The organism is Oleidesulfovibrio sp., assembly GCF_047973035.1.
GTDB lineage: Bacteria > Desulfobacterota > Desulfovibrionia > Desulfovibrionales > Desulfovibrionaceae > Oleidesulfovibrio.
The window spans coordinates 1-20,781 of the sequence record NZ_JBKEBF010000037.1 but is presented as its reverse complement, the minus strand read 5'-3'; the positions used below and the strand labels follow the sequence as shown (position 1 = coordinate 20,781).

General features: G+C 51.3%; 20 protein-coding genes. 11 read left to right on the top strand and 9 right to left on the bottom strand.

Annotated features, from left to right (window positions below):
* Nucleotides 1-23 precede the first annotated feature (23 nt).
* Nucleotides 24-1,235: a GGDEF domain-containing protein gene (locus ACK5LI_RS12355; RefSeq protein WP_416949765.1), complete on the bottom strand. Its 1,212-nt coding sequence runs from the start codon at nt 1,233-1,235 to the stop codon at nt 24-26.
* A 176-nt stretch (nt 1,236-1,411) separates the two neighbouring features.
* Between ACK5LI_RS12355 and ACK5LI_RS12350 the strand changes: the two genes are divergently transcribed.
* Nucleotides 1,412-1,870, top strand: coding sequence for a GNAT family N-acetyltransferase (locus ACK5LI_RS12350; protein WP_416949763.1), 459 nt, complete (start codon nt 1,412-1,414; stop codon nt 1,868-1,870).
* A gap of 148 nt (nt 1,871-2,018) precedes the next feature.
* Here ACK5LI_RS12350 and ACK5LI_RS12345 read toward each other — a convergent pair whose 3' ends face one another.
* Complete coding sequence (locus ACK5LI_RS12345; RefSeq protein ID WP_416949761.1) at nt 2,019-3,356, bottom strand: amidohydrolase family protein; 1,338 nt, start codon at nt 3,354-3,356, stop codon at nt 2,019-2,021.
* A gap of 655 nt (nt 3,357-4,011) precedes the next feature.
* Nucleotides 4,012-4,731 (bottom strand): transporter substrate-binding domain-containing protein, encoded by a 720-nt coding sequence (locus ACK5LI_RS12340; protein WP_416949759.1) that lies wholly within the window; start codon nt 4,729-4,731, stop codon nt 4,012-4,014.
* A gap of 469 nt (nt 4,732-5,200) precedes the next feature.
* Between ACK5LI_RS12340 and ACK5LI_RS12335 the strand changes: the two genes are divergently transcribed.
* From ACK5LI_RS12335 to ACK5LI_RS12320, 4 genes are all read left to right on the top strand, one after another.
* Nucleotides 5,201-5,410: a DUF2905 domain-containing protein gene (locus tag ACK5LI_RS12335; protein ID WP_416949757.1), complete on the top strand. Its 210-nt coding sequence runs from the start codon at nt 5,201-5,203 to the stop codon at nt 5,408-5,410.
* 607 nt (nt 5,411-6,017) lie between these two features.
* On the top strand, nt 6,018-6,578 hold the full coding sequence (locus tag ACK5LI_RS12330; RefSeq protein ID WP_416949755.1) for a GAF domain-containing protein: 561 nt from the start codon (nt 6,018-6,020) through the stop codon (nt 6,576-6,578).
* A 51-nt stretch (nt 6,579-6,629) separates the two neighbouring features.
* On the top strand, nt 6,630-7,649 hold the full coding sequence (gene gap / locus ACK5LI_RS12325; RefSeq protein ID WP_416949753.1) for a type I glyceraldehyde-3-phosphate dehydrogenase: 1,020 nt from the start codon (nt 6,630-6,632) through the stop codon (nt 7,647-7,649).
* Between the two features lie 125 nt (nt 7,650-7,774).
* Nucleotides 7,775-8,605 (top strand): alpha/beta fold hydrolase, encoded by an 831-nt coding sequence (locus ACK5LI_RS12320; RefSeq protein WP_416949750.1) that lies wholly within the window; start codon nt 7,775-7,777, stop codon nt 8,603-8,605.
* 197 nt (nt 8,606-8,802) lie between these two features.
* On the opposite strand, the gene glpD is transcribed toward ACK5LI_RS12320, so the two are convergent.
* The 3 genes from glpD to ACK5LI_RS12305 all read right to left on the bottom strand — a co-directional run bounded on the left by glpD (nt 8,803) and on the right by ACK5LI_RS12305 (nt 12,904).
* A complete protein-coding gene (gene glpD / locus ACK5LI_RS12315; RefSeq protein WP_416949748.1) occupies nt 8,803-10,305 on the bottom strand; it encodes a glycerol-3-phosphate dehydrogenase in 1,503 nt (500 codons plus the stop codon).
* A 427-nt stretch (nt 10,306-10,732) separates the two neighbouring features.
* Entirely contained in the window at nt 10,733-12,040 is a 1,308-nt protein-coding gene (locus tag ACK5LI_RS12310; protein WP_416949746.1) for a hemolysin family protein, read from the bottom strand.
* Nucleotides 12,041-12,136: 96 nt separating this feature from the next.
* Nucleotides 12,137-12,904 carry an HAD-IIA family hydrolase gene (locus tag ACK5LI_RS12305; protein WP_416949744.1) on the bottom strand — a complete coding sequence of 256 codons (768 nt, stop codon included), beginning with the start codon at nt 12,902-12,904 and terminating at the stop codon, nt 12,137-12,139.
* 180 nt (nt 12,905-13,084) lie between these two features.
* Between ACK5LI_RS12305 and ACK5LI_RS12300 the strand changes: the two genes are divergently transcribed.
* From ACK5LI_RS12300 to phnE (ACK5LI_RS12280), 5 genes are all read left to right on the top strand, one after another.
* Nucleotides 13,085-13,849, top strand: coding sequence for a DeoR/GlpR family DNA-binding transcription regulator (locus ACK5LI_RS12300; protein ID WP_416949742.1), 765 nt, complete (start codon nt 13,085-13,087; stop codon nt 13,847-13,849).
* Between the two features lie 564 nt (nt 13,850-14,413).
* The gene (gene phnD, locus ACK5LI_RS12295; RefSeq protein ID WP_416949740.1) at nt 14,414-15,439 is read left to right on the top strand and encodes a phosphate/phosphite/phosphonate ABC transporter substrate-binding protein; all 1,026 of its coding nucleotides are present in this window, start codon (nt 14,414-14,416) and stop codon (nt 15,437-15,439) included.
* A gap of 102 nt (nt 15,440-15,541) precedes the next feature.
* Nucleotides 15,542-16,333, top strand: a complete 792-nt coding sequence (gene phnC / locus ACK5LI_RS12290; RefSeq protein ID WP_416949738.1) for a phosphonate ABC transporter ATP-binding protein — start codon at nt 15,542-15,544, stop codon at nt 16,331-16,333.
* Nucleotides 16,330-17,118, top strand: a complete 789-nt coding sequence (gene phnE, locus ACK5LI_RS12285) for a phosphonate ABC transporter, permease protein PhnE (protein WP_416949736.1) — start codon at nt 16,330-16,332, stop codon at nt 17,116-17,118. Before phnC ends, phnE (ACK5LI_RS12285) begins: the two co-directional genes overlap by 4 nt.
* Nucleotides 17,115-17,912 (top strand): phosphonate ABC transporter, permease protein PhnE, encoded by a 798-nt coding sequence (gene phnE / locus ACK5LI_RS12280; RefSeq protein ID WP_416949734.1) that lies wholly within the window; start codon nt 17,115-17,117, stop codon nt 17,910-17,912. Before phnE (ACK5LI_RS12285) ends, phnE (ACK5LI_RS12280) begins: the two co-directional genes overlap by 4 nt.
* Here the strand turns inward: phnE (ACK5LI_RS12280) and ACK5LI_RS12275 are convergent.
* The gene (locus ACK5LI_RS12275; RefSeq protein WP_416949732.1) at nt 17,909-18,094 is read right to left on the bottom strand and encodes a hypothetical protein; all 186 of its coding nucleotides are present in this window, start codon (nt 18,092-18,094) and stop codon (nt 17,909-17,911) included. The two genes, phnE (ACK5LI_RS12280) and ACK5LI_RS12275, sit on opposite strands and share 4 nt — an antisense overlap.
* 247 nt (nt 18,095-18,341) lie before the next feature.
* On the opposite strand from ACK5LI_RS12275, the gene ACK5LI_RS12270 reads away from it, so the two are divergent.
* On the top strand, nt 18,342-19,655 hold the full coding sequence (locus ACK5LI_RS12270) for a M48 family metallopeptidase (protein WP_416949730.1): 1,314 nt from the start codon (nt 18,342-18,344) through the stop codon (nt 19,653-19,655).
* Nucleotides 19,656-19,673: 18 nt separating this feature from the next.
* On the opposite strand, the gene ACK5LI_RS12265 is transcribed toward ACK5LI_RS12270, so the two are convergent.
* Together ACK5LI_RS12265 and ACK5LI_RS12260 are read right to left on the bottom strand one after the other, a co-directional pair.
* Nucleotides 19,674-20,138, bottom strand: coding sequence for a GtrA family protein (locus tag ACK5LI_RS12265; protein WP_416949728.1), 465 nt, complete (start codon nt 20,136-20,138; stop codon nt 19,674-19,676).
* Nucleotides 20,135-20,449: a hypothetical protein gene (locus ACK5LI_RS12260; RefSeq protein ID WP_416949726.1), complete on the bottom strand. Its 315-nt coding sequence runs from the start codon at nt 20,447-20,449 to the stop codon at nt 20,135-20,137. Before ACK5LI_RS12260 ends, ACK5LI_RS12265 begins: the two co-directional genes overlap by 4 nt.
* Nucleotides 20,450-20,781: the final 332 nt, after the last annotated feature.

Below are 20,781 nucleotides of genomic sequence, written 5' to 3'. Positions count from 1 at the left end.
CGGGATGTGCGTTGCGGCCTTGATTATTGCTGCGGGGAATCTGGAGATGTACCGGCAGCAGATGATGACGCACTGGGAAGGTAGTTGCTTTCCACCTTGTTCCTGCCGGTTTGTTTTGCGCGGTATAGTGCTTTGTCTGCTCTTACCAGCGCCATCGACAGGTCAGGTTCGTCAGCCATTACGTTAGCAATACCGATGCTCACGGTGAGAGGAATCGGAGTGTCGCCGTACTTTGCCTGTGACGCTTCTACTGCCTCTCTGATACGTTCTGCCGCAACCTGCGCAGCATGGCTGCCGGCGGGCTGCAGTAAGGCGACAAATTCTTCTCCTCCGTACCGGAAGAGTCTGTCCATACATCGTAACTCTGTGCTGACGATATTGCAGAAATGTTGCAGAACTGCATCGCCTGCGTCATGACCGTAGTTGTCGTTGATGGATTTAAATCTGTCGATATCAAGCAGAAGAATTACCAGAGGTTCGCCCATGCGTTGCAGTCTGGCTATGTAATGCTTAGTGTATGTATTCAGCAGTCGTCTGTTTCCTGCTCCGGTTAACGGGTCCGTGAGTGATTCTTTTTTCAGACATGCGTGCTTACCGTCATTGATAAGCATTACGATGATGCCGATGAATATGATTGTCATCAGCGCGTAAGAAACAACAAAAAAAGCAGTAACCGGCCCTAGCTGGAGAAAGTCATTGCTTTTCATTAAAAATGAGAAACCATACAGGGCAAACAAAAAAGATATGATTCCGTACATGGCATATGCAATGGCAAGAGCATTACGAGGCGAGAGGCATTTTTTTGATGCAATGCCATAAGAGAACAAAAACGCTATAATGGCAAGAAAAGCATTGTTGGCAGCAATGCGCATGCCGATGTTGTTGTTAACTTCTGTAAAGTATATATTGAAAGCTGTAATAGATAGTACGCTGAAGGCCATCACAGACCACTGCGTTTTTGTAATCAGCTTTTCGTGTAAGAACTTACGTGTTCCATTGTATATCAATGCTTCTGTGTAAAATAACAGTACATTGCCAAGTGTGATTGTAAGCAGGTCAGGCAATATTCCTCTGAAAAAAAAGGTAAACATACCTGCGGAGCCTAAAGAAAACCCCATAGTCCATAACCGTGCACCGGCAATGGCATTTTTTCTTACGTGCATGATGTACATGAAGTACGCAGCAATAAGAAAAATTAATGCATTTAGTAATGTTACTGTTCTGATGTCTATCATTGTGTTTGTGTGTTGAGAGTGTCGCTGTGGGCACGCACTATACATTGATTTTAGATGTTGACAACAACGCGTTTTGGCACAACGACAGCTCGTATATTATGCAGCACATCCGGCAGATGAAAAAGTGGTTTATTCTGACGGAGGTGTTTTGTTGAAAATTTTCTGTAAGGATTATTGTGTCAATTATCAGGGCATATAGACAGGAAGACCAGAGTGCTGTGCTGGATATCTGGCTGGCTGCTTCCAGAGTAGGGCATCCCTTTTTTTCCGAAGCGGAATTACTGCGCCAGTATGGTATCGTGCGCGATCAGTATCTGCATGCGGCTGAAATATGGATAGCGGAAAATGAAACCGGCCCTGCGGGATTTATTGCCATGTTGGGGCCCATGATCGGTGCCTTGTTCGTAGCGCCGGAGCAGCATGGCAAAGGCATTGGCTCGCAGCTTATAAGCGCGATGCAGAAAAAGTACGGAGAGATTGAAGTAGGGGTGTTACAGCCGAATGCTTCTGCGCATCACTTTTACTGCAATTGTGGCTTTGTGGAGTTTGCCCGGGAAGAAACAACGGAAGTGAATCCGCCGCAGACCGTTATTCTGATGCGGCTCGGAGGAGCCGGAAAAAGTCAGGCTCACTAAACGGGATGCTGGCAACTTATTAATCTGATTTGCGTATGAGTGAAGCGGGGCTGTTACACCCCGCTTTTTAATAACTAGTTGCGTTAAATAACGATGCGAAAAGGCAGGCATTATTCCGAGCCAGATTTCCAGATACCTTGCACTGCTATTATGTGAGCATGAAGCGAGAGGGATTGAGTTCCACCATAGAGTTAATCAGCTGTTTTTTTTGCGGAGAAGACAGGCGCTTACTTTTGTCTATTGCATTGCTGAAATGGCTGAAAAGCTGCTGATAGCTTGGTGCTCCGTTTTCAGCAATATACGATTTGTCACTGACTATCATGGGCACGTCTGATCCCCATAGCAGCTTGTCTTTTATCTGATAGTGACCATCGCGGAATTTTCCTTCCGCGTCTTTATCCAGCATGGATGCAAAGTTACCGGCGTCTTTATTACTGGCCCATGCAAACGCGGAAAGATCTGCATATGTGTTCGGGTAGTTGCGTAGCATGTCGATAATTATATACGTCCATGAACCGGTATCAATGCCGTCCTTTTTGTACCAGTCCAGCATATCTTCAAGTCCTTTTTCTCCCCCGAAGTGGGCAAAATTAATACGTAACTCTTTAATGTCCTTTGTGGAGTGCAGATACCCCCGTTCCCAGTCGCGGAACATGTTGCGCCAGTTTGATGCATGCGTATCGGCCTCAACGGCTCTTTTTTTACGGGTGGCACTGTATGAGCCCGACTGGCAGTGGACGGTCAGCGGAATTCCTTCATCGATGCACCATTCATAAAACCGTGTGTATTCAAGGACGGCTTGCTTATTTTCAACGGGGTACGGATTAAACCCGATGGGAGGGTAAAGTTTGATGCCCATGGCTTTGCCGCTTTGCAATGAGCTGAAGCCCTGTTTACGCTCGGCCTTGGTAACACCGTACTGTTGCCAGAAGGTCTGCAGATCTTCCAGCAGGGTACTACCCTCGGGGTTGAGTTTGCGCAGGTCGAGGCCTAAAAAAGGGAGCACACGAAGATTGTCTGAAACTTCCGGGTGCAACTCATGAGCACGCTCTACTGCGTGCCTGAGGCGGAGGAACTGGCCTTCAACGCTGGGGTCATCCGGCACGGTGTCTGCCTGCGAACCCGGTATGGGGCAAAGCTTTCCCGTGCAGGGCTTGCAGTCTTCTCCGCAATCCTGCCGGACGCAGTCAAAGTCCATCACCAGCGGGGTCAGCACCGTAAGCTCGCTTTTGCCGGTGGCTTGTATCTCTCTTGCCAGACCAATCAGGTTTTCTTCCTGCGGCCGCTCAAAAAATTGTAGAATGTTCTTGTGTTTTTCAACACCCTTGCGAAGAAATCCCAGCGTGAGAACTGTGCTGGCTCCTAGCGCAGCCCCTAACTTTTTCAGCGTATTCACGCGGGCCTGACCATTCAGAGTTTCATAGACGGGGACATCTACAAAATTGAAGAGGTGGCAATGTGCATCAACAAAAACTTGTCTGGACATACGGACTCCTGCTTGTCTGACGTCACGTCTGTTAAATGGTTACGATGATAGTTGTAAACATTCAGGTGGTTATGGCTGCTGGCAATGCGGGCCAGGGCAGACTCTGTCAGCTCAGAAACCGTCAGGGCGGGGCTGTTCACGCGGCTGCTGACAACAATAAGAGAGCAACAAGCTGGATGCACTGGCGAACACTACGCATGCACCGGAAAGAAGGAACATCCTAGCATGTCGCCGGACCTCAGTCAGTGAACCACATATGATTATCACGGGAGTGTCTCCCAGCCGTCCGGAATGGTATGACTGCCTGTTGAAAAAATCATGTGTCGCAGGAAAAACAGAATGGGTCGCTGAGCGATATTTACGGCTGAGTAATGTGCAAGAGCAGGCGTGCCTGCCAATGAGGGGCGCGTACTAAGAGCCGCTATTGTGAGGGCGGGTGCCAGCCTGCAAGGGGGGAAAGGTGTCGGTGTCCGTGGGGAATGAAGAATGCAATTGCTGCCCGCGGTCTTGGCAGTTTTTCTTATGCAGAGAGTGGTCTGCCCTTCCTTTTATAACGGGGCAGAAAGGCCTACGGTGCTTGTCTTGAGTTTTGTTCGGGCGTTGCGTCTTGTCAGGCTTCAGGAGTGGCGGGATTTGCCGATCAGTCGAATTGTTGTCAACGGGTGACATCCACACCAATCCACTTTTGACTCATTCTTTTCAGCGTACCATCTTGGTGCATATCTTCAAGGATACGATTAATAGTTTTCTGCAGGGCTATGTCGTTTTTTCTCAGGCCGATGCCCATAGCCTCCTGCCGGATGGGCTTACCCAGCATGCGCAGGTTGTATTCGCCGGATTGGATTACATTTACGCAGACAATATGGTCGGTAATTACAGCTTCAACCACGCCGTGCTCTAGCTCCAGCACGGCTTGGATGTCGTTTTCGTAGTAACGGATATTGCGGGGGGCAAGTGCTCTGGCATCCTCAGCATACGTTGTTTCTACTACAACGCCGATGGCGCGTCCTTTTATGTCGGCAACGGTATTGTAGGGGGCATTTGCTTTTACCAATATCTGTGCGCCGGAGAAGTAGTAAGGCCTAGAGAAGATAATTCTTTCAAGTCGGTTTGATGTGATGGCCATGCTTGCAAGGATGCCTTCAAAAGCGCCAGCCTCAAGCTGGGGGATCAGGCTTTCCCAAGGTATTGTGATGGGCACAAAGGTTACTCCGAGGCGGGAAGCTATCTCTTTTGCCACATCTACATCAAAGCCTTGCAGGGTGTTGTTTTGGTCGTAATAGTTAAAAGGGGGATAGCCGCCGCTCATGGCAAAGGCTATTTCGCCGGTTTCTTTGACATGCCCTAATGAGCCGCTGCCATCTGAGCAGGACATAAGAAATGTTAACGAGCAAAAGAGTATGAGTGCTGGCTTGAGGCATGCCTTGCAGGACATGAAAACTCCAAATGGAAAAGATATAGCCGGACAGAGTTGGTCACTCCGGCGTTGTTGCGGCTGTGTGCAGTCTGGTGTTGTTTTCAGTGATGGTACGCTGTGCGGCGTTTTATTCTCTATTATAAGAAACAAGATGCGGCAAAGGCCAATGCTTTTTGGTTATGCTGGTTATGTCAGAAGCATTGCGGGGTACCATGAAAGGAGTTGGTTGTACCTGCGTGCGAGTTCTTTTCAGATTATACTATGCGCGGGGCGTGCAAGGCATTGGTAAGTGCCATGCGTCACCGCTCCATGCGCCAAAGAGTGTTGTGAACATCGCACGGAAAACTGTACTTTGCTGTTAAATCAAATGTTTTGTTTTCGTAGCATGTGTTGACGCAGTTTGCCGCTTTCTAAATGAGGGAAGTATATGACCGGACGCTGGATGATTCTGGCCGGTATTATTTTGCTGGTTGCAGGATTGATTGTGCATTTTGCACCGGGGCTGCTGAGCTGGTTTGGCCGGCTCCCCGGGGATATCCGCTTTGAATCAGGCAGAACGAGAGTATTTATTCCGGTAACGTCCATGCTTGTTGTAAGCGTGGTGATTTCTGTGATTATCAGCCTGTTCCGCCGGTAACAGAAGCGGGAGGATAGCGCAATAAGGAAAGAGGGTTGCCGGAAAGATTGCAGCGCCTGCAACTGGCGTGATGGAATAATCATCGCGAAAGCGGATGACCTTTGTATCATATGGCGCTATGCTTGTAAGAATATTTTTTTGTGTTCGCAGCAGGTCATATTTAGCTTTTGTTTCATATCTGAACTTTTTTGAAGTAAAATGAACTTTTTATTTATTTGTTTTTTATTGCAAACAGGCTGCCTGCAACAGTGCTGAAGTGAGTATTTCCTTTTGCAGGGCGAGAAGATGCTCTTGTTGCTTGCAAAAAATTATACACTGATGCATGTTGCGATTACGAAAGAATTTTTATCGTCGGCATCCAGGTGGCGTCGGCGGTACACATGCAGAGTGCTGCACACTGTAGTTCAATCGGTATTTTTGCCCGATCGTACTATACAGAAAGCTATCATTCTGATGATGTTTTGCTTTCATGGTAACCGGCAGTCTGAACCGGTATTGTTCAGGCAGGATTGGCGGGGCAGGGACAAGCGCTTCGTCTTCAGCCGGTCAGGGTTTTTTCCGGACCTTATGCTGTTCCGGACAACCTCCAACAAGGCAGGTTTCAGTCATGAGTTCCCAACGGTTGTACAAGACAATCTACACCATCGCAAAATCCATTAACTCAAGCCTTGAGCCTTCCAGAATTCTGGCGGACATTGCAGAACAAGTAACCAAGGCCATCAGCGCCAAAGGTTGCTTTATCCGCCTTCTGGATGCACGCGGCGAAATGCTGCTGCCCGGAGCCAGTTTCGGGTTAAGCCAGCGCTACGCGCTTAAAGGTCCTGTTCAGGTGGATAAAAGCCATCTTGATCAGGAAGTATTGCAGGGCAACCCCGTGCATATTGAAGATGTGCGTACCGACAGCCGTTTCCAGTATCGCGACGAAGCAGCTGCCGAGGGATTGGTTTCTCTTGTTGTACTGCCCCTTAAGGCGCGCGGTGGAAAGGTAATCGGCGTGCTGCGCGTGTACTCCGGCGAAGTAAGAGCGTTTACCGAAGACGAAATGGACTTTTTGGCCTGCATTGCCAACCTTTCGGGCATCGCACTTGAAAATGCGCGTATGTACGAAGCGTTGAAGCGTGAAAGCCGGCTGGCGGAAGAATACATCTACCGCGTCGACGAAAACTAGCTTTTTGACCCCACAGCACCCGGCGCCATGCGCTGGCCGCGGAGGAAAGATATGAAAAAGGTAAGAGTCGGCATCAACGGCTTTGGCCGTATCGGCCGTCAGGTTCTTAAAACTATCTGGGAGCGCCATAGAAACACCATAGAGGTGGTGGCGATCAATGACCTTTTCGACATCAACACCAACGCCCATCTGCTCAAGCACGATACCAACTACAGAGGTTTTGCACCTGAAGTTTCGGTAGACGGCGATATCATGCGCGTGGGCGGTGACTTTGTTATTAAAAACTTTGCCGAACGCGATCCCCGCGCCATTCCGTGGGGCGATATGGACGTGGATGTGGTTATTGAAGCCACAGGTATTTTTACCACCGGCCCCAAAGCCGCCATGCACCTTGAGGCCGGCGCTAAAAAGGTTGTGATTTCCGCTCCTGCCAAGGAAGAAGACATCACCGTGGTGCTGGGTGTAAACCATCAGGATTACGACCCGCAGAAGCATAAAATCATTTCAAATGCTTCTTGTACCACAAACTGCCTTGCGCCTGTTGTAAAAGTGATGCATGAGCATTTCGGCATCCAGAAAGGCGTTATGACCACTGTACACGCCTACACCAACGACCAGCGTATTCTTGACCAGCCGCACAGAGACATGCGCCGTGCACGCGCTGCCGCATGCAACATGATTCCTACATCTACCGGTGCGGCAAAGGCTGTTGCGCTTGTTATTCCCGAAATGAAAGGCCGGTTCGAAGGGTACTCGGTACGTGTTCCCACGCCTACCGTTTCTCTGGTCGATTTTGTAGCCATTCTGGAACGCGAAACTACAACTGAAGAACTGCGTGCAACGCTGAAAAACGCTGCACAGGGCGAACTGAAGGGCATTATGGGCTTTTCCGAGCAACCGCTGGTATCGTCCGACTTTATCGGCGACCCTCACTCCGGCATTGTAGAGGCCGACTTCACATTGGTGCAGACCGGCAACCTTGCCAAGGTTTACGTGTGGTACGATAACGAATGGGGTTATTCGTGCCGTGTGGCGGACCTTGTGGAATACATGCGGGAACGCGGCTTGTAACGGCTGGCTGACTACAATTTGCGTCAGTTTGAGACGTAATAATATGGCCGCACCTTCGGGTTGCGGCCTTTTTTGTGCATGCTACATAGATACTGTCCAAAACCCTAACTGCAAAAAAGAAGAGAATGCCGACGAATTCCTGCGCCCCTCATATGTATGATGTGCATACCTCACTGAAAAAACACGGCAAAGCACCACGCCGCGTGGTTGTGCTGCATGGCGGCCCCGGTGCTCCGGGTAGTGCCGCTCAGCTGGCGCGGGATATTTCCAGCCGCCATGGCGTACTGGAGCCGTGGCAACGGGCAGATTCTGTGGAAGCGCTGGTTGCAGAGCTTGCGTGTGTACTGCGCTATGATGCGGGATTGCCCGCAACTCTTGTTGGGCACTCGTGGGGGGCGTTGCTTGGCTATATGCTGACTGCGCGGCATCCTGAGCTGGTTAACAAACTGGTTATGATAGGGGCGCCGCCGTTTGAGGCAAGGCACGCCAAAGGTATCATGCCGATGCGTATGAACGCCATGAGCGAAGCGCAACGCGAAGATGCTTCTGAGCTTATTTCTGTCATGGCTGACAAAACGCGAATGCAAAGGGAAGGCGACCAGATACTTGTCCGGTTTGGCAGGCTGATGGAGCAGGCCGACGCTTATAACCCGCTGCCACAACAGCCGGAGCCGATGATTGCCAATTACCGGCAGTTTTCAGCTGTGATGGGGCAAGTGACGGAACTTCGCCGGAGCGGGGCCTTGATCGCGCTTGGTGAATCCATCCGCTGTCCCGTGGTGGCGCTGCATGGCGAATATGATTCTCATCCGGTTGATGCTGTGCGCAGGCCCCTTGGATATTCGCTTACAAATTTCCGCTGTGTTGTCTTGCCCAATTGTGGGCACACGCCATGGCAGGAGCGCGAAGCAAGAGCCGTATTTTACGAGTGCCTGTTTGCCGAGCTGGAAAGTTGATGGCTGTAGTGTATGGATTTGAAAAGCCTGCGTGAGAACTCATGCAGGCTTTTTTCTATGGTAAGGATAACCGGTGCCGCAGAGGGAGATGGTGGCCTTCAAAACTGTGGCACCGGAATGCGGTTGTAATAAAAAAGTGCGGCGGCCTGTAAAACGGGCCGCCGCGTGTGGAGTGAGGAGAACACAGTAAAAGGAGTCTAAGCGCCAAACCACTGGCGCAAAGCGTCCTGTTCTTCTTTGGTCATGTGCAGGCCAAGACGGGTGCGGCGCCAGAGTACGCCATCCGCATCGTCTGCCCATTCATTTTGCTGCTGGTAACGAACTTCGGCTTCGTATAGGTCTGCGCCGAAGTGCTGGCCAAGGGCAGCAAGGCTTTTTGCATCGCCCAGTACGTCGTGTGCCAACGTTCCATAATGGCGGCACAGGCGGTGCGCCATGCGGGCAGGCAGCCACGGGTACTGGCGGTGGAATTTGTACAGGTAGGGCTCGAACCCTTCGGGCATATCGCCGCCGGGGAACGGAGCTGTCGCCGTCCAGTGCGAGCCTTCGGGGGCTTCGGTGCGCCCCAGAAGGGGCAGCAGCTGGTCGACAATTTTTTCACCGATTTCACGTCCGGCAGTAATTTTGCCGCCGAAAACGTTTAGCAGCGGTGCACTGCCGTCTGCCCCTTTTTCCACCTTGAACACGTAGTCACGCGTGGCGGAAGTGGCATCCTTGCCATCGGAGTACAGAGGGCGGATACCCGCAAAATCCCATACCACGTCCTCGGCTTTTATCTGCGTGCGGAAGTAGTCATTGGTAATCTTGCACAGGTATTCGCGTTCTGCCTGAGAGCAGGCAGCCTTTGCGGGATCACCCTGATAGTCCACATCGGTGGTGCCGATCATGGTGAAATCGTTTTCGTAGGGAATAACGAAGACGATTCGCTTGTCATCGTTCTGCAGAATGTAGCTGTAGGGATGATCGTACAGCTTTGGAACGATGATGTGGCTGCCCAGAACCATGCGGATGCGGCCGGTATCGGACGACTCTGCACGTTCGGTCAGGAACTCGTTGCTCCACGGGCCGGTGGTGTTCACCATGCTGCGGGCTTTGATTTCTGCTGTTTCGCCGGTACGGGTGTTTACCGTGGTGGCACACCATACGCCGTCTTTGCGGACAACTTTTTCCACACGGGTACGGGTAAAGACCGAAGCGCCGCGCATGGAAGCGTCCATTGCGTTGTACAGGCAGAAGCGGGTATCAAGCACGCCCAGATCGGAGTACTCAAAGCCAGTTTTAAATTTGTCTACCAGAGAACGACCTGAAACATGCTTTTTCAGGTTTACGCGCTCTGAACCTGCAATCTGCTGCAGGGGGCTTAAATGATCGTACAGGAACAGCCCTGCCCGAATGAGCCACGCAGGGCGCAGCCACGGAGCATGGGGCAGTACGATGCGCATGGGCCATGCGATGTGAGGAGCTGTGGCAAGAATGACTTCTCGCTCGGCCAGAGCCTCTCGCACCAGTCTGAATTCATAATGTTCAAGATAGCGAAGGCCACCGTGAATCAGTTTGGACGACGCAGAAGACGTTGCCCAGCCGATATCTTCAGCCTCGCAAAGTGCAACGGAAAGCCCTCTACCGGCCGCGTCTCGGGCCGCAGAGGCACCGTTGATGCCGCCGCCGACAATAAGCACATCGAAAATGTTCGTTTTCATGAGTGCAGCATATGCCTTACTTTCGGAATGGTCAAAATAATTTTCGAAAACGAAAATAAAAAATAATAAGGAGGCTGGAAAACCTTACCACGTCAGGGCTGAGCGCTGTTTCGTGTAGCTGCGTGTGTGCTGGGAACAGGGATTGCGAAGAGCTGTGATGTGGGAAAAGAGTAGTAATAACTGAATGGTAATAGCTGTACGTCAATTGAATTCGCAAAGATAGAAGCTCAGTGTGGGGCTGCCCTCAGGTTTGCGGCAATCCGGCTTGCAGAGCGGATTGGCATAGGTGCAGAGGGCATCCAGCTGTGCTTTTTTATGAGAGTTGGCGACAATGCGGCTCTTCTTTTTGAAGCAGGCAGCATTAAAAAAGCCTGCCTCTGCATCATAGTACAGAAACAGGCTTTCATTTTATCTGCGTATGGGGAGCTTATTCCGGCACGTCGCCGTTCGCGGTTTCCGGCAATCTTGTTGCCAGTACTTTGTCGATACGGTTTTTCGTAATGTTTACCACTTCAAACTTCCAGCCTTCCCACTCTGCGGTATCGCCGGTGCGGGGGATGTTGCCGCTGATCCACATAAGCATGCCGCCAAGTGTGTTGTACTGGCGTTTTTCCTGCTCCGGTACGGTGCGCAGCTCCAAGCGGTCTTTCAGCTCATGTACGGGAATCAGTCCGTCGAGCAGCCATGAGCCGTCCTCGCGCATGAATGCCCACGCCTCGTCAGGATTCTGCGGCATGAATTCTCCGGTCAATGCTTCCAGCACGTCCTGCAGCGTCACGATCCCCAGCACTTCACCGTATTCATCCACAACAAAGACCATCTGGATGTCAGAGCTGCGGAACTGGTCGAGCAGCTTCAGGCACGACATGGATTCAGGCACATACACGGCAGGCTTCAGGTCTGATTCCAGAGAGAGAGGCTCGCCTTTAAGGTGCTGTTTTAAAATGCGCTTGGCGCTGATGATGCCAAGCACATCGCTGATGCTTTCCCTGCAGACAGGCAGCCGCGAGTGTCCTGAGTCTACCAGACGCGCCAGATTTTCTTCATTGGTATCTTCAACGTCCAGAAACACAATTTCGCTTCGCGGTGTCATAAGCGAGACAACCTGATTGTCGTCCAGCCGGAAGACTTTACGCATCATTTCATGTTCCTGCTCTTCCAGAACGCCTGCAATGGAGCCTTCTACCAGTACGGCGTAGATATCGTCTTCCGTCAGGTCCGCGGAGTCTGAATTTTTTTTGCCCAGCAGGCGCAGAATGGCGTCTGTGGAAAAAGACAGCAGAAAGACAAAAGGCCGTGACAGCGTGGCAAGCAGGGCGATGGGACGCGCCATTGTGCGGGCAATGCCTTCTGCATTGAATTGCGCCAAACGTTTGGGTACCAGTTCGCCGATGACAATGGCAAAGAATGTCACGCCTGCTACCACGATGGTGGTGGCGGCAATACTGCTGTGTCTGGGTGAAAGCCCCGCAGAAACGAAAAATTCGGCTAGGGGCCCTGCCAGAGCAGCTTCGCCCACAATACCGCTTAGTACGCCGATGGCGGTGATGCCTATTTGAACTGTGGAAAGAAACTGCGTGGGTTCTTCGCCCAGCCGGATGGCCGTGCGGGCTGCATTGTCGCCTTCGTCCGCCAGACGTTGCAGACGGCTTTTTTTAGCCGTGACCAGCGCAAGTTCCGACATGGCGAAAATGCCGTTAAGTATAATCAGGAACAGTAAAAGGACTATGTCCAAGTGTGTGTTCTCCTTTTATGCGCCGGAGCAAAAAGGCGCCATAGGGCAGACTGCTCTGTCGGATGCCCGCACGGCGGGCATCCGTGTGTCGCAGAATCAGTAGCCTTGCAACTCTCCCAGATGCTCAAGCACCAATGTAGGCTGCCGCTCAAGCGAGGGCAGGTCTTCCAGAGTTGCCTCTCCGCTGAGTACCAGCAAAAAATCTATACCGGCATTTTCTGCCAGCAGTTTGTCGGTGGAAAGCCGGTCTCCCACCATGACCATATCCTCTTTGGCGTATCGTGCCAGCAAAGGCTCTAACACGGCAGTTTCAGGCTTACCGAAGATGTGTTCAGGCTTGCGCCCCGTTGCGGTATGGTACAGCGCAATAAAGCTGCCTACATCAGGAATCGGACCTTCATGGGTAGGGCACACCAGATCGGGGTGAGTAGCCAGAAACGCCACTTGCGGCTGCTGAAGCAGTAAAGCAGAGCGGGCCAGCTTTTCGTATGTAAGTTCGGTATCGTAAGCCAGCACAACAGCCTGACAATTTTTTTCACTTATTTCTACTTCGGGCATGACTTTTTTCAGGCATGCCACAAAGTCGGAGTTGCCCACCGGATAAATAATGTTGATGCCGTGGCTGCGCAAGTGGTCAACCAAAGGTGTGATGGGCGAAATAATATGTTTGTCCTCTGCCGGAATATCCATCTTGTTAAGCTTGCGGACATATGTTTCCGGAGACTTGGAGGTGTTGTTGCTGAGGAAAAAAAAGTCGATGGCTCCCCAGTTGCGCCGGATAAAGTCCACTGTGGGCTGGATGGGGATATCCCCCAGATAGACGGTTCCATCCAGATCAAAGACAAAGCAGCGTTTGGCGTTCATAAAAAATCCTGCATCCTGGCTGATAAGCAAAAGTGAAAATTGTGTGTGAATAATTGCGGATGCGCGCATGATACGCGCCGTTACATTGGCTGTCCATATTCACGGAAAGATGAGAGCTCAGAGGCAAAGCCGTGAAGCAGTGGTCTTGTTTTCTGTGCGTGGCAAGGCTAAAGTGCGCGGATGAGTAAAAGCGCGATACGACACAAATCGTTACAGGAGTTTCTGGCAGAGCGTGGCTACGCCACCATTGAAGAGTTGGCGACCCGCTTTGGCGTGACCCCGCAGACGATCCGTAAAGATATAAATACGCTGGCTGCAGAGGGCCGCCTGCAACGCTTTCATGGCGGGGCAGGGGTTCCGTTAGGCTCCAACAATATTGTGTATGACCAGCGCAAATCCATGTTCATGGATGAAAAAAAGCGCATCGGTGAACTGGTGGCAGAGCACATTCCCGAAGGGGCTTCGCTGTGTATCAACATCGGAACCACCACCGAAGCTGTTGCGCGCGCGCTTTTAAATCATCAGGGGCTGAGAGTTGTAACCAACAGTCTGAATGTGGCTTCTATCCTTGCCCAGAACGCAACAAATGACGTGGTTGTAGCAGGTGGTTCTGTGCGGCACAGGGACAACGGGATAGTAGGTCCCAGTGCAGAACGGTTTATCCGCGAATTCCGCGTTGATTATGGCATCATAGGCATTTCCGGCATTGATGAAGAAGGTAACCTGTTGGATTATGATTACCGCGAAGTGGCCGTAGCCCGAACCATAATTGACTGTTCGCGTCACGTTTATATGGTGACGGACAACTCGAAGTTCGGGCGGCCCGCTATGGTTCGCGTGGCTCGTCTGGGCGACCTGACTGCGCTCTTTTCCAATGGCCCGCTGCCATCGCCGGAATGGGAAACACTGGTACGCGAATCCGGCGCGGAATTGTTTCTTGCTTAGCGTTCTGCCGTCATATCGCAGTTTCAGCCCCGTACGTTGTGCGGGGCTTTTTTTGTTACTGCGCTCGGTTTTGATAAAAGCTGTGTTCTATTCTTCGACTTCGCGTAAAACGTGGGCCGCTGCATTGGTGTCGTCCGGCAGATGAAAAAAGCATAATTTCATATTGCAACAAGGGAAACCATGCCCGCCGGACAAAAGCTCGTTTTACCGTTTTTTCACCTGCTGCATGTCCGGCAACGTATATGCTTCGATACCTGTTAATCTGCTGGGAATATTTTGAGTTTTTGTAACGCGGCTGAACGGATGTTGTGCTGCTGTTTTTATGTGGCGTGAGTGCTTGCAGTTTGTAATCGCGTTACAAAAAAGGGTGTATGTTTTTCAGTAAAGAAATCAGTGTGTTCAATTGTGTATAATGCCGCTTGTCATCTGATTATATCCGAAAAAAAGCTTTGAGAATTACGTGATATTATTTATCTTGTCAGAGGTTTTTTATGCGGCGGTCTGCACCGGGAGGAATCGGGCGACCGCTGTAGCACGATCGTATCACCATTTAAGGAGTGGACTATGTTGAGGAAGTGGACCTGTCTGCTGGCTATTGTGGCCTTTATGGGCTTGGCAACGGCAGCCTTTGCCGATGATTGCGGCTTCCGCGGTGCTCTGGATGCAGCATACTGCGATGAAAACAAAGACCTTGTGGCCGACGCCCCCAAAAATCCTGCGGAGTTTAAGGATCCCAGCACGCTGGTATTCACCTATACTCCGGTAGAAGACCCTGCCGTGTATCAGGACGCTTTTGCCGATTTTCAGGCATACTTGGAAAAGAAGACCGGTAAACGCGTTATTTACTACACCGTGCAGTCTAACGCTGCAGAAGTAGAAGCCATGCGTTCCGGCCGTCTGCACATTGCAGGCTTCTCCACCGGCCCCACCTGCTATGCAGTTAACCTTGCCGGTTACGTGCCCATCGCCGTAAAAGGCTTTGAAACAGAATTTCAGGGCTACCGTCTGCTGCTGATCACCCGCAAAGACAGCGACATCAAGACCATTGCCGACCTTAAAGGCAAGCGCGTGGCTCATACCTCCGCTTCTTCCAATTCCGGCAACCTTGCACCCCGTGCACTTTTCCCCAAGCTGGGCATCACTCCTGATCAGGACTACACGGTTGTGTACTCCGGCAAGCACGACCAGTCCATTCTGGGCGTAGCCTACGGCGACTACGACGCAGCACCCGTTGCCGGCGACGTGTTCAAGCGTATGGCTAAAGCCGGTCGTATCAACGCTGACGACTTCCGTGTTGTATGGGAAAGCGATCAGTTCCCCACTTCTTCCTTCGGTTATGCACATGACCTGAAGCCTGAACTGGTTCAGCAGATCCGCGAAGCCTTCCTTGAGTACCGCTTTACTCCTGCCATGCAGAAGACCTTTGGCGGCGCTGACCGTTTCTTCCCCGTGACCTACGAAAAAGACTGGGCAATCATCCGTGACATCGCAGATGCCAACGGTGAGAGCTTCAACCAGGCCGGTCTGGAAGCCATTGCCAAGAAAGAAGCTGAAGCCAAGGCCAAGAAAGCAGCCAAAGCAAAGCAATAGTTCTTTCTGGTTAATTCCTATTAGTTACGGTAAACAGTGGGTGTCAGGTTTCTGATGCCCACTGTCCATGTTTTCAGGGTTTTACACAAAGGAAAGTCAGCAGTGACTCAGGCAACAGCACAGAACGTATCCGATAGCGGAACGTCACTGGTCATTGAACATCTTCGTAAAGAATATGTCCGCGGCAAAGCGGTTCTTAAAGACATCAGTCTTACTATTGACGGATGCAGCACCACAGCGATCATCGGGCCTTCCGGCACCGGCAAAAGTACGCTGCTGCGTTGCATTAACAGGCTCATCGAGCCTACCTCGGGCAGCATCCGGCTGGGCGGCGTGGATTTGTGCGCCTTGCGCGGCAAAGACCTGCGCGCAATGCGCCGCCGTATAGGCATGGTGTTTCAGGAGTTTAACCTTGTAGAGCGCCTGACCGTTATGGAAAACGTGCTCTGCGGGCGTCTGGGCTACATTTCGTCCCTGCGTGCATGGATGCGCAAATTTCCGGCAGAAGACATCAACCGTGCGTATGACCTGCTTGATATGGTAGGCCTTGCTGACTTCGCACAAGCCAGAGCAGACGAACTTTCCGGTGGTCAGCGTCAGCGTGTGGGGATTGCCCGCGCTGTTATGCAGCAACCTGAAATTCTGCTGGCGGACGAGCCTACATCGTCTCTCGACCCCAAAACTTCTGTTGAAATTATGGAACTTCTTGGCGAAGTGGCCACCCGTAACAGAATTCCCGTTCTGGTGAACATTCACGATGTGACTCTGGGACGACGCTTTGCTGACCGAATTATCGGCATGAGTAAAGGCGTGGTTGTGTTCGACGGCAAGCCTGAAGATATGGCCAACGAGCACCTGAAAGAAATCTACGGCGGCGAGGATTGGTTGAAATGAGTTCCCAAGCCATAAAACGCCCTGCACCGTTCAGGCCGAACTACTGGGCGCGGCTGGGCTATCTGCTTGTCGTGCTTTACTGCATCTGGGCATCGCAGTCGCTGGATATTTCGTTTGATCGTTTTGTTACCGGTATAGACAACGCCCAGCGCTTTCTTGGCGCCATGATTCCGCCCAGTTTTGCCCGTTGGCAGCTGCTGATAAGCAACCTGCTGGAAACACTTCAGATTGCGATTATTTCTTCAGCTTTCGGGGTGTTTATCTCCTTGCCCATCGGTCTTATGGCGGCGCGTAACATGATGCCTGACTGGCTCACTTGGCCCAGCCGTGGTTTTATTGCCATCTGCCGCTCGTTTCACCCTGTCATTTTTGCCATTCTCTTCGTTAAGGCAGTTGGTTTCGGTCCGCTGGCGGGGATTCTGACGCTCATCTTCGCCTCCATCGGTTTTATCGGTAAACTTTTTGCCGAAGCCATCGAGGAAATTTCGCTCAAACCTGTTGAAGCTATGCGTGCTGCCGGTGCTCCGTTTTTTTCGGTGCTTATTTTTGCCGTTCTGCCGCAGGTGCTGAACCGCTTCATCGGCTTTGCCACGTATCAGACTGACGCCAACCTGCGTAATTCGACCATGATCGGCATCGTGGGTGCGGGTGGTATCGGCGGCACCTTGTCCGCCGCGTTCCAGCGTTACGATTACGACTTTGTCTGTGCCATCCTCATTTCTATAATCGTACTGGTTATGGTGAGTGAGTTCCTTGCGCAGCGCGTGAAGGGGGTATTCCGATGAATGTCGCAGATCGTGAATGGGTGCGCTTTACCCCCGCAGAACGGCTTGCCCGTTTCGCTGTTTTTTTGTGTGCTGGCCTGCTTCTGGCGTGGTCGTTCCGGACTGTTCAGGTTATCCCTGAATTTCTTATGGATGCACCGACTCAGGTTGCAGACCTTTTCCACCGCATGTGGCCTGTGGATTTCGGCTTCTACTATGAAGGCGTACACGCCGGACTTGTGGAGACCCTGCATATTGCCACGTTGGGAACGCTGCTGACGCTTGTTCTTGCTTTGCCGGTCGGCGTTATGGCTGCGCGAAACGTGTGTCAGGTGCCTGCCCTTAACTGGCTGGCAACACTTATTCTGGTATCGTCGCGTTCCGTCAACTCGCTGGTCTGGGCTTTGCTGTTTGTGGCTATTTTCGGCCCCGGCACTCTGGCCGGTGTTGTGACCATCGGTGTGCGTTCTATCGGTTTTGTGGGCAAGCTTTTTGGCGAAGCGCTGGAAGAAGCTCACAAAGGCCCTGTGGAAGCCATGCGCGCAGCAGGCGCTCCTTGGCCCAGTATCTTTATGAAAGCATACTGGCCGCAGGTTTCTCCTGCGTTCTGGAGCATCGCACTGTTCCGTTGGGACATCAACGTACGAGAGTCATCTGTCATCGGCCTTGTCGGTGCGGGTGGTATCGGTGTTGCGCTTGATTCTGCGCTGAACCTGTTCCAGTGGACCCGTGTGTCACTTATTCTGGTGTGCATCTTTGTTGTGGTTATTCTTGCAGAAGTGCTTGTAACCCAGATTCGTAAGCGCATCATCTAACCTGCGGGTTTGTATTGTCTGTAAAGCCGCTGCATCACATGATGCAGCGGCTTTTTTTGTGCGCTGTGCCGAGCAGAAAGGCTGTTGCCGGTAATTTCTGTCTGCTTGCGGGTGTCAGCCGGAACGGTTGTTGTTTTGCACTTCTTATCATTGCAGGCAGGAGAAAGGGGGATGGAAGACATATCGGCTCTCCGTATAGCATTTTTTCGGATCAAGGGGCCGTTCGCTCAAGAGTTGTCGGCTGCACCATGTGCCTTTGCTGCGGAGGCAACGTGCCGGAGGGCAGGTAAGAGACATGGTTTTACAAAGAATAGATTGAAAGTGCGCATTCTCTTTGTTTGCTAGATCAAAACAGGTTGCAGTATATAGGGCTTGTCGTGCAGGGTGATTGCCTGTTTTCGTATTCCGCAAAAAAGTAAGGACGTACCCATGAATATATATCTGATAATTGTGCTGGCGGCGATAATCGGCGGCTGGATGTTGCAGACAACCGGTGCTGTGTTGGGCCTTGGCAGGTTGGGTGCCAAGCTGCCTGCAGAATTTGAAGGCAGCATGAATGAAGAATGCTATGCCAGATCGCAGAAGTACGCTGCCGCAGGCATGAAGCTGAATATTATTCAGGACACAATCAGCACTGGAGCATTTCTGGGCTTTTTGCTGCTGGGCGGGTTCGGCTGGGCTGATGCTGTTTCGCGCGGTGCGGGAGGCCGGATTGCAGAGTGGGCAGGCATCGCAACCTCCGGAACAGGCGGAACCAGCGGAACCGGCAGTGAAATTATTATCGGCCTGTGCTTTTTTGCCCTGCTTATGCTGCTTTCCGGTGTTCTTTCTTTGCCGTTTTCCATCTGGCACACGTTTGTGCATGAGGCGCGCTTTGGATTTAACAAAACAACACCAGCCACGTTTGTCGCTGACAGAATCAAGGGCTTTTTACTGACGGTAATTATCGGCGGTCCGCTTGCTGCGGGTGTTTTGTGGCTGCTTTTGTGGCTCGGCGCAGAGGCATGGCTGCCTGTGTGGGGGTTGGTGACAGTGATTTCGTTGCTGCTTACTTTTTTAGCGCCGCGGTATTTGCTGCCTCTTTTTAATACCTTTACGCCGTTGCCGGACGGAAGCTTGCGCAACGCGATTCAGGTGTATGTCGAGCGGCAGGGGTATCGTATTTCCGGCCTGTTTGCCGTGGATGGCTCGCGCCGTAGCGCAAAGGTGAATGCGTACTTCACCGGACTTGGCAAAGAGCGACGCATAGCGCTGTTTGATACGTTGATGGGAAAACTGGATGAAGAGGAAGTCGTTGCAGTTGTGGCGCATGAAGTAGGCCACTGCAAGTTGGGGCACGTGCCCGTAATGATGATAATCAGCGTTGCGCGAACAGGTTTTATGCTGTGGCTGCTTTCATTCTTTTTGACTGAACCGCAGCTGTTTGCGGCATTCGGGGTTCACAATGTTTCGGCCCATGCCGGACTTGTCTTTTTTTCGCTCCTGTTTACCCCCGTGTCACTGCTGACAGGTATGGGCTTTTTTGTGCTGACCCGTCGTAACGAGTACGCGGCAGATGCTTTTGCTGCTAAGACCACAGGCAGACCGGACGTTTTGCGAACCGCGTTGCGCAAGCTCGCGTCTGAAAACCTGTCGAACTTGACACCGCATCCCTTACAGGTGGCGTTACACTACACCCATCCGCCGCTAGTCCAACGCCTGCAGGCGTTGGAGGCAATGAGTATTTCTGTTAACAGCCAATAGAAAGGAAAATAAGACTGCTTACTGGTGGCGTGAATTAGGTTTTGCTGTCGGTATGGGCTTGTTGCTAGGGGAAAAGTTGAAAACAACCTTCTGTAGTGTATAGCTGACAGGAGGAATTAACAATGCCGTGCCTATGACTGTATAGTACGGATGCAATGAGAGGTTCGTGCATAGCTTTGCAACTGACCAGCTGATAAACACTCCAACAAGTGAACCTAATAAGAATTTTAAATAGTATATAAGGCCCGTCACCCTCACTTTAAAGACAAAGAAAGAGGATATAAAGAAAGAGCATATATTCGCTGTAAGAAAGGCGCAAATGTTTGCTGCAACAACTGTGATGTCCTGGGCAATTAGTGCACCAAATATGAGAAAGTGTATGAGTGTATTAAGTGCTCCTGCAATCAAAAAGCGAAAAATATGAGCATGTTGCTTTAAGGGTGTAAGCGCTTTGCCGCGGAATAAGGGATGGGAGTGTTTCATGTCTGTTTTTGTTTGGGGGTGTTTTCATAAGAGTCTGTAATAATATATAAAGGCCGCCGTTTTGATTCGGTATATATTTTTCCGATGTACTCGCCGATGATGCCGAGGGCAAGCAGCTGAATACCGCCTAGAAAGACCATAGCTGCCATTAATGATGCATAGCCTTGCACAGGGTCGCCATACAGTAGTCGTTTTATGATTACAAAAATTCCGAATAAAAAAGCGAGGAAAGAGATAGTTGCCCCAAGGAATGACGCTGCTCTTAGTGGTACTATCGAAAAAGAAGTAAGACCGTTAATGGCAAGACCCACTAATTTATGAGGCTTCCACTTTGTGGTGCCGGCACACCGCGGGGGGCGCTCAAAGCAAACATTCGTAGTGCGAAAGCCCGGTAGGCCGGAAAACTTTATTTGAGATTCTTGTTCGAATTATTTGAGACGCGCTCTAATTATTTGAGATTTCCAAGCTGCTCAGTCGCGAAACCTGCGCAGCACGAAAGAAAGCCAGCCTCCACAGCGTATTAGCACGAAAAACACCTTTCCTGACGCCGGATGGCCATGTGCCTCCATACAGCGCAGGAAATGCTTGTCAGCCCACCTCCTGTCCGCCTCGTTTTCTATCTGTTCATAGGCGAGGTCATGCT